The sequence below is a fragment of the Amycolatopsis decaplanina DSM 44594 genome, assembly GCF_000342005.1.
Classification (GTDB): Bacteria; Actinomycetota; Actinomycetes; order Mycobacteriales; family Pseudonocardiaceae; genus Amycolatopsis; species Amycolatopsis decaplanina.
In genome coordinates this window covers 1-612 of sequence record NZ_AOHO01000035.1, presented here as the reverse complement: position 1 = coordinate 612, position 612 = coordinate 1, and the positions used below count along the sequence as shown (strand labels likewise).

General features: G+C 64.9%; 1 protein-coding gene. It reads right to left on the bottom strand.

Annotated features, from left to right (window positions below; genetic code table 11):
* A partial coding sequence (locus tag H074_RS40680) for a hypothetical protein (RefSeq protein WP_007029402.1) occupies positions 1-612 on the bottom strand: 612 nt, incomplete at both ends.

Below are 612 nucleotides of genomic sequence, written 5' to 3'. Positions count from 1 at the left end.
TCCGCGGACCGGGCGCGCCTGGCAGCGGCGGCCGCCATCCCACCACCGCATCCCTCTCCAAGACAGGTTTGCCGCCAGTGTCGGCGTCCTCCGCGCCCCGCGCAAGCTCGCGCGCATCTGCGACCCACCTCCTGACCGTGCTGTAGGACAGGAATTCGTGGCCGGCGGCAGCATGAATATCCTTGATCGAATAGTGCAACCTGCCCAGCTCGTTCTTTTCCGTGGCCAGGGACTGCACCCACTCCCGCAGCAACACCATGGCGGCATTGCTGAGCTTTCCGCCGGTCGTCTCGAAAGAGATCTTCTCGGGCATACGGTGGTTTTCCAGGTGCTCCTGTAAAGTCCGCGGACCGGGCGCGCCTGGCAACGGCGGCCGCCATCCCACCACCGCATCCCTCTCCAAGACAGGCTTGCCGCCGGTGTCTTCCGCGCCCCGCGCAAGCTCGCGCGCATCTGCGACCCAAACCCTGACCGTGCTCTCGCCCAGGAGGTCCTGGCCGGCGGCAACATGAATATCCTTGCCCGAATAGCGCAACCCACCCAGCTCGTTCTTTTCCGTGGCAATAGAGTAAACCCACTCCCGCAGCAATGCCGCGGCCGCATTGTTGATCT